The sequence below is a fragment of the Flavobacterium sp. W20_MBD1_R3 genome (genome assembly GCF_052119725.1).
Lineage (GTDB): Bacteria > Bacteroidota > Bacteroidia > Flavobacteriales > Flavobacteriaceae > Flavobacterium.
Genome location: NZ_JBGQOR010000006.1, coordinates 171917 through 180848, shown reverse-complemented (window position 1 = coordinate 180848; position 8932 = coordinate 171917). Strand labels below are relative to the sequence as shown.

Here is an 8932-nt window from a genome sequence, read left to right as displayed (position 1 = left end):
CTTCTGCCATTTCCTGTGCATCAATCAAATTATTAGCAATTTTTCGCTCGTTTGTCATTTCCTCTACCTTAGTATTGGTTCCTTCAATATGGCCTGAAATTTCTTTGATCAAAACTATTTGCTCTTTTGCAATAGTTTCGAAATCAGTTCCAAAAATATCTTTTAGCCCTTTGACATTTGCAATTAAAGTATTTTGGTAACGAATTGCTGTTGGTATCACGTGATTTTTCGAAATATCACCTAAAACTCTACCTTCAATTTGAATTTTCTTAGTGTACTCTTCCAATTCAATTTCGTATCGCGCTTCAACTTCAATATGATTCATAATCTTCAATTCAGAGAACAAATCTAAAGACTGTTTGGATATTCTGGCTTTTAGCGCTTCTGGTGTTGTTTTATAATTACTCAAACCTCTTTTTGCTGCTTCAATTTCCCAATCTGCACTGTATCCGTCTCCTTCAAAAAGGATTTTTTTAGATTGTTTGATATATTCTCTTAAAACATTAAAGATTGCATCATCTTTCTTCATGTCTTTTGAATCAATTAGTCCATCAACCTCAACTTTAAAGTCTCTTAATTGTTTTGCCACTATTGCATTCAAAGTGGTCATTGCATTAGAACAGTTTGCGGTTGAACCTACTGCTCTGAATTCAAATTTATTTCCTGTAAAAGCAAATGGCGAAGTTCTGTTTCTATCTGTATTATCTAAAAGTACATCTGGAATTTTCCCTACTACATTTAATTTTAAATCGGTTTTTTCTTCAGGAGATAATTTTCCAGTAGTAACACCTTCTAATTCTGCTAGTACTTTAGTCAATTGCGCACCAATAAACACTGAAATAATTGCTGGTGGAGCTTCATTTGCACCTAATCTATGATCGTTACTTGCCGAAGCAATAGCTGCTCTTAATAGTGATTCATTATCATTTACCGCTTTAATGGTATTAATAAAGAAAGTCAAAAACTGCAAGTTACTCATTGGTGTTTTACTTGGACTCAATAAATTTACTCCAGTATCCGTTGCTAATGACCAGTTATTATGTTTTCCTGATCCATTCACTCCTTTAAAAGGTTTTTCATGAAACAACACTTTCAATTCATGACGTTCAGCCACTTTTTGCATCACATCCATCAACAAACAGTTGTGATCTACAGCTAAATTTGTTTCTTCAAAAATAGGTGCCAACTCAAATTGGTTTGGTGCTACCTCGTTATGACGTGTTTTTACAGGGATTCCTAACAACATACATTCTTGCTCTAAATCTCTCATGTACGTTAATGCACGTGATGGAATAGAACCAAAATAATGATCATCTAATTGCTGTCCTTTGGCGGAAGTATGCCCTAACAAAGTTCTACCTGTCATAATAAGATCGGGGCGAGAATCTGCTAATGCTCTGTCTACTAGAAAATATTCTTGTTCCCAACCTAAAGTCGCGGTAACTTTTTTTACATTTTTATCAAAATATTTACATACTTCAGTAGCTGCTTCATCCATAACCATAAGTGCACGCAATAAAGGTGTTTTATAATCTAAAGCTTCTCCGGTGTAGGATATAAAAACAGTGGGAATACATAATGTAGTTCCAAAAATAAATGCTGGAGATGTTGGATCCCAAGCCGTATACCCTCTGGCTTCAAATGTATTTCTAATTCCGCCGTTTGGAAAACTAGAGGCATCTGGTTCTTGTTGAACTAGTTGTGCTCCACCAAATTTTTCTACTGGGTCACTGCCATCATATGATGTTTCAAAAAAAGCATCATGTTTTTCAGCAGTAGTTCCAGTAAGTGGTTGAAACCAATGTGTATAATGAGTCACTCCTTTAGCCAAGGCCCATTCTTTCATTCCCATTGCGATATAATCCGCTAATTTTCTGTCTATTTTAGTTCCATGTTGAACTGCATCGCGCACTCCTTTGAAAGCATCCGAAGTTAAAAACTGCTTCATTGCTTTGTCATTAAAGACATTTGCACCAAAAATAGTTGATTTTTTATCAATCTCTTCAAATTTTACCGGAACTCTGTTTGATGCTTGTTTCAAAGCTTGAAAACGAAATGTTGACATATAATTTTATTTTTAATTAATTAAACCCCCTATTATTATGATGCAAATATAAATCAATTATTACTTTTATAAAATATTACCTCTATTTTTTATGGGTAATCGTGCCAAATTTATCAAATTCACAAAAAAATTTGATTATAATAGCAACTTAGCAATTTAAATCCCACTACTTTTTTTTTATGCTATTTTCATAAAAAGGCAAGTAAACAACAACTACAAAACTTTAGATTGAATATTTAATAAAGTTAAAAGATCAAAAAGTATCTTTGTGCAACTTTTTAAATATCTGTTATATGATTGTCTGGATTTCTTTTTTAGTAGCCGTAATGATTTTCTTGGCACTTGATTTAGGTGTTTTCAATAAAACTCCACATATTATAAGTTCTAGAGAAGCTGGAAAATGGACGGCTATATGGGTTGCACTGTCTTTTATGTTTTCTGGTGTTATTTACTGGTTGTACGGTAATAGCTATATTGCAAATCCGGATCAGTTAAATCCCACAACGGCATCCCTAAAATTCATTACCGGATATTTAATTGAACTATCCTTAAGCATCGACAACATATTTGTCATTGCCATAATTTTTTCTGCATTCAAAATTCCACAAAAATACCAACATCGTGTTTTATTTTGGGGCATATTGGGTGCGATTGTCTTTAGAGGTTTAATGATCTTTTTTGGTGTTATGCTAATCAATAAATTTTCTTGGATGACCTACATCTTTGGAGCATTCCTTATTTATACAGCAATGAAAATGTTATTTGGAAATGAAGATGAAAAATTTGAACCTAAAAAATCATTCGTCTATAAAAGTTTGAAAAAATTAGTGCCTATTTCCAATCACATAGAAGGGGAACATTTCTTTGTCAAAAGAAGACACATTACCGCTGCGACGCCACTTTTTGTTGCGCTGGTAGTCATTGAAGTAATGGATGTCGTTTTTGCTATCGACAGTGTCCCTGCAATTTTAGCAATAACAAGTGATCCTTTTTTAGTTTTTAGTTCTAATATTTTTGCTATTTTAGGATTGCGATCCATGTATTTCTTTCTGGCTAATATGTTAGCTAAATTTAGTTATTTAGAATACAGCCTAATCGCTATTTTAAGTTTTGTAGGTGTAAAAATGCTAACCCATGACATCCTTAAAAAATACAATTATGAAATTCCGGAATGGATGTCCCTGGCTTTTATAGCGGTTGCACTAATAGTTGGAATTGTGGTTTCACTTAGAAAAAGCAGTAAAGAATTTATCTAATAATTATAGCATCACAACGCATAAAAAAAGGAAATCTCTCGATTTCCTTTTTTTATGCGTCTCTCTCAACTTATAAATTAATTTTTTGAATTTCACTTTTATCAACCTTTAATGAGGACAATACGGCATCTATATTATTTTTGTTAATCGTAGTGGCAAAACTTGCAGGAACAATTACAATTCTAAATGTTTGATTTTGTGTCCAACTTGATTCTAGCGTATTAAGATTAAAATTAGCCGACAGAAATATTTTTACATTAAACCTGGAATAATCAAAATTAAAATCCAATTCCCCACCATCATTAAAATAATACGTTTGAGGCATTAATTTCCAAACATCCTGACCGTTCACAACATCATATAAATGATAAACCAAAACGGAATCTGAGGAATAAATAGGTGGATCAAAAGTAACCAAACTACTATAATTATTATTCGAATTGAAGGAAGTTGTAACTTCATACACTTCGGTTCTCGGCCCGTTGTCAGTGTTATCATAGACTTCTGTAACTTCACAGCTTTGTAGTGTCATCATCCCGATGAAAACTAAAAATAAGGTAATTTTTTTCATTCTTTATCGTTTTTATATTTATATTAAATGAGGCTATTCATGAATTGTGCCAAACTTTATTTTAAAAAATAATGTACTTTTGAATTATGGAAAAAGAACTTAAATTATACATGATAATGCTAGGCTGTGTTCCAGAAGGACGGTTTACAGAACAGCATGATATATTTTTTGGAATTGGTAAATCCTTAAAAGAATTGGTTCCTCATATCAATTCTTTTTGGCCAGAGGCTAAAGGGCAAATTCACATTGATGCCTGGCGAGAAGTTTCTGTAGTTGATGATTTCTTTATTGAAATTGTTCTAAAAAATAAGGAAGCGCAAGTAACGCCTGAACAATTATTTTTCATCAATTTAGGAGGTTATAAAGAAAATGAATTTGAAGAATACCATTATAAGATAATTACTGTTGCTAACAGTTTAGCATTGGCATCCAAAAAATCAAAAAAAACCGCATTCTATAAGCACTGTGGTTTCAAAGAAGCACCTTCGCATATTGACGATCAATACGGAATTGATGTAGATGATATTTTCAATGTTGCAGATATGCTGCCAGCGCATTTCAAAGCTTTATATTCATTAAAAATTACAAAATCCAATATACCATTAGAACATAATCCATTGCACATTGGATATTTAAAATTGAAAAAAATAAAATAAAAATTCCCTTGGCGTACATGCCTGTTTCTCGCCACTTTATCAAACATTACATTTATTTTAAGACCTCTTTGTGAACTACAGCAGTATATAAGTTGTAACTTTAGTGTATTAATGTTACTAAAAATTAAAACAATATGGAAAAGAGAATAGCTATTTTAGCTACAAATGGATTTGAAGAAGTTGAATTAAGTTCGCCAAAAGAATATCTAGAGCAGCAAGGATGGAAAGCAGAAATTATTAGTCCAGAAAACGGAACTATAAAAGCATGGGCTAAAACAGATTGGGGGAAAGATTATAAAGTGGACCAACTTGTAAACAATGTAAAGGCCAGTGATTACGATGCATTAGTCATTCCAGGTGGTGTAATAAATCCAGATAAATTGAGAACAAATGAAGCGTCTTTGCATTTTATAAAAGACTTTTTCAAAGAAGGAAAACCAGTAGCTGCAATTTGCCATGGGCCTCAAATTTTGATAAGCGCCAATCTAGTTCAAGGAAGAAAAATGACTTCTTATCCCTCTATAAAGATTGACTTAATCAACGCAGGCGCAGAGTGGCATGACAAAGAAGTAATTGTAGACAGAGGACTTATTACGAGCCGAAATCCTGATGATTTACCAGCGTTTAATAAAAAATTAGTAGAACAAATTAAAGAAGGAAAGCAACAGCAAGTTGAATAAATTTTTCAGTCCTTAAACAAAAAAATGCGGAAAGTTATTTCCGCATTTTTTATAATCTTATAATCGATATTAATTTTTTTAAAAAATCCCGTCCGAAATCGGGTTAAGCAATTCACACACTTTTTGCGGTGCAAAAAGCAGTTCTCTGCTTACATATTTCTTCTATACTGCCCGCCTACCTCAAACAATGCAGAAGTAATTTGGCCCAAAGAACAAACCTTAGTTGCTTCCATTAAATGTTCGAATAAATTTTCGTTTTTGATGGCCGCATCCTGAAGCGTATTTAAATGCTCTTTCACTAAATCCTTATTGGACTGGTGTAAATGCTGCAACATATCTATTTGGTATTGTTTTTCTTCTTCTGTTGCACGAATTACCTCAGCTGGAATCACCGTTGGAGAACCTTTAGAACTCAAGAAAGTATTTACCCCAATAATTGGAAATTCACCTGAATGTTTCAACGTTTCATAATACAAACTTTCTTCCTGTATTTTACTTCTTTGGTACATGGTTTCCATAGCGCCCAGAACGCCACCACGTTCGGTAATTCTATCAAATTCCAATAAAACTGCAGCCTCTACCAAATCAGTTAATTCTTCAATAATGAAAGCACCTTGAATTGGATTTTCGTTTTTGGCCAGTCCTAATTCTTTATTGATAATCAACTGGATCGCCATTGCTCGGCGCACTGATTCTTCTGTAGGCGTTGTAATTGCTTCGTCATACGCATTAGTGTGCAATGAATTACAGTTATCATAAATCGCGTATAATGCTTGCAAAGTCGTACGAATATCATTAAAATCTATTTCCTGTGCGTGCAAAGAACGTCCCGACGTTTGAATGTGGTATTTCAACATTTGAGCGCGTTCGTTAGCTCCATATTTATTTTTCATGGCTTTCGCCCAAATTTTACGTGCTACACGACCAATAACGGCATATTCCGGATCTACACCATTCGAAAAGAAGAACGATAAATTAGGTCCAAAATCATTAATACTCATCCCGCGACTTAAATAATATTCAACATAAGTAAAACCATTGGAAAGTGTGAAAGCCAATTGCGTAATCGGATTTGCACCCGCTTCAGCAATGTGATATCCTGAAATAGAAACCGAATAAAAGTTCCTCACATTTTTAGTAATGAAATATTCCTGTACGTCACCCATTAATCGCAACGCAAATTCTGTGGAGAAAATACACGTATTTTGTGCTTGGTCTTCTTTCAAAATATCAGCCTGAACGGTTCCACGAACTTGAGATAACGTTCTTGCTTTAATTTCATTGTATACTTCTAAAGGTAGAACCTGATCCCCGGTTACGCCTAAAAGCATTAACCCTAATCCGTTGTTTCCCTCCGGCAAATTGCCTTGATAATGGGGTCTTTCTACACCTTTAACCGCATATATTTTGTTGATTTTTGCTTCAACTTCTTTTTCAAGATTATTTTCTTTAATGTAAAACTCACATTGTTGGTCAATCGCCGCATTCATGAAAAAGCCTAATAACATAGGTGCCGGTCCATTAATAGTCATACTCACCGAAGTCATCGCATGAACCAAATCAAAACCAGAATATAATTTTTTGGCATCATCCAAACAACAAATAGAAACTCCGGCATTACCAATTTTTCCATAAATATCAGGACGCACATGTGGATCGTTTCCGTATAAAGTTACGCTGTCAAAAGCTGTTGACAATCGTTTTGCAGGTAATCCCGCACTCACATAATGAAAACGCTTGTTTGTTCGTTCCGGTCCGCCTTCTCCGGCAAACATGCGGGAAGGATCTTCTCCTTCACGTTTAAAAGGATACAATCCAGCGGTAAAAGGAAATTCTCCAGGAACATTTTCCTGCAAACACCAGCGTAAAATATCACCCCAAGCTTTGTACTTTGGCAATGCAATTTTCGGGATTTGAGAATGTGAAAGCGACTCTGTATGTGTGGCCATTTTTATTTCCCTGTCACGAACTTTAAACGTATAAATAGGATTCTTATACTTGTTTACTTTTTCGTCCCAAGTCAAAATGATTTCCCAATTATATGGATCCAAATCCATTTTGACTTTTTCGAATTGATTCAGTAAAAGGTTCAAAAATATTTTGTCCTCACCGGCACCTGATTTTTCAAATTCTAAAGCTGTTGGCAAAACGGAATCGTCATTAATTCCTGTTTTGTTTATTTCAGGTATTTTTTTGGCTACTGTTTCAATAGTTTTGTAAATCCCATATAATTTCTGGGCAACTTGTTCCTGACTAACTGCCGTATCATCATATTTACGATTACTTTCAGCAATTTCAGATAAATAACGTGTTCTGTGTGGTGGAATAACGAAAATCTTCTCGCTCATTTCACGACTGATTTGGAACGTAGATTTCAAATCAGAATTCGTTTTTTCGTGAACTTTATCCATAATTGCTTTATAAAGCGTATTCATTCCTGGGTCGTTAAACTGCGAAGCAATGGTTCCAAAAACTGGAAGTGAATCTAATTTAGCATCCCACAAATTATGGTTGCGTTGGTATTGTTTTTTCACATCTCGCAATGCATCCAGAGAACCACGCTTGTCAAATTTATTAATTGCTACCAAGTCAGCAAAATCAAGCATATCGATTTTTTCTAATTGGGTTGCAGCACCAAATTCAGGCGTCATTACATATAAAGAAACATCTGAGTGATCCATGATTTCTGTGTCGGATTGACCAATCCCAGAAGTTTCTAGGATTATGATATCATATTTTGCGGCTTTAATCACTTGAATTGCATCAGCAACATATTTAGACAAAGCTAAATTTGATTGTCTTGTAGCCAAAGAACGCATGTAAACACGTGGACTGTTGATGGCGTTCATTCTGATTCTATCGCCTAATAGTGCTCCTCCCGTTTTCCGTTTAGAAGGATCAACAGATATTAATCCGATAGTTTTTTCGGGAAAATCGATAAGAAAACGACGTACTAATTCATCTACTAAAGATGATTTTCCAGATCCGCCAGTTCCTGTGATCCCAAGAACAGGTGTTTTACAATCCAGATTCTTTTTTTGGATGGCTTCCAAAGTTTTAGCTGCAACATCAGGAAAATTTTCTGCTGATGAAATAATTCGGGCAATTGCTTTTGGATTTTTTTCTTCCAAATGATTCATTTCATCAGTTAATTTATCACCAACAGGATAATCCGATTGTTGCACTAAATCGTTAATCATTCCCTGCAATCCCATGGCACGTCCATCATCTGGAGCGTAAATTCTGGTGATTCCGTAGGCCTGTAATTCGGCAATTTCTGGTGGCAAAATTACGCCACCTCCACCACCAAATATCTTGATTTGTCCTGCTCCTTTTTCCTGAAGCAAGTCGTACATATATTTGAAATATTCATTATGTCCGCCTTGATAGGAAGTTATCGCAATCGCATTTGCATCTTCCTGAATCGCTGTATTAACTACTTCTTCCACACTGCGGTCGTGACCTAAATGGATTACCTCAACACCTGTAGACTGAATAATCCTACGCATGATATTGATTGCCGCATCGTGACCGTCAAAAAGAGCTGCAGCGGTTACAATTCTTACTTTATTGTTAGGGATATATGGTTTTTGTTGTTCCATTTTATGAATATGATAATTTAAGTCTGCAATTTACAATTTTATTTTAAAAATTGTCTGATCTTCTTGCGGGTAGTTAATAATTTAGGCAAAATTTTGTTATTT

General features: G+C 34.5%; 6 protein-coding genes. 3 read left to right on the top strand and 3 right to left on the bottom strand.

The features are described from left to right. The coding region (locus ACEN2F_RS10410) for a glutamine synthetase III family protein (RefSeq protein ID WP_441738758.1) at window positions 1–2065 on the bottom strand (2065 nt) is incomplete at its 3' end. A 293-nt stretch (window positions 2066–2358) separates the two neighbouring features. Between ACEN2F_RS10410 and ACEN2F_RS10405 the strand changes: the two genes are divergently transcribed. Beyond that, window positions 2359–3321, top strand: coding sequence for a TerC family protein (locus ACEN2F_RS10405; RefSeq protein ID WP_441738755.1), 963 nt, complete (start codon window positions 2359–2361; stop codon window positions 3319–3321). Between the two features lie 70 nt (window positions 3322–3391). On the opposite strand, the gene ACEN2F_RS10400 is transcribed toward ACEN2F_RS10405, so the two are convergent. Continuing rightward, the gene (locus tag ACEN2F_RS10400) at window positions 3392–3892 is read right to left on the bottom strand and encodes a hypothetical protein (protein WP_441738753.1); all 501 of its coding nucleotides are present in this window, start codon (window positions 3890–3892) and stop codon (window positions 3392–3394) included. Between the two features lie 86 nt (window positions 3893–3978). On the opposite strand from ACEN2F_RS10400, the gene ACEN2F_RS10395 reads away from it, so the two are divergent. Beyond that, window positions 3979–4548: a DUF1543 domain-containing protein gene (locus tag ACEN2F_RS10395; RefSeq protein ID WP_441738750.1), complete on the top strand. Its 570-nt coding sequence runs from the start codon at window positions 3979–3981 to the stop codon at window positions 4546–4548. Between the two features lie 134 nt (window positions 4549–4682). Further along, window positions 4683–5228, top strand: coding sequence for a type 1 glutamine amidotransferase domain-containing protein (locus ACEN2F_RS10390; RefSeq protein WP_441738747.1), 546 nt, complete (start codon window positions 4683–4685; stop codon window positions 5226–5228). Between the two features lie 149 nt (window positions 5229–5377). On the opposite strand, the gene ACEN2F_RS10385 is transcribed toward ACEN2F_RS10390, so the two are convergent. Further along, the gene (locus tag ACEN2F_RS10385) at window positions 5378–8830 is read right to left on the bottom strand and encodes a methylmalonyl-CoA mutase family protein (protein ID WP_441738745.1); all 3453 of its coding nucleotides are present in this window, start codon (window positions 8828–8830) and stop codon (window positions 5378–5380) included. Between the last annotated feature and the right edge of the window lie 102 nt (window positions 8831–8932).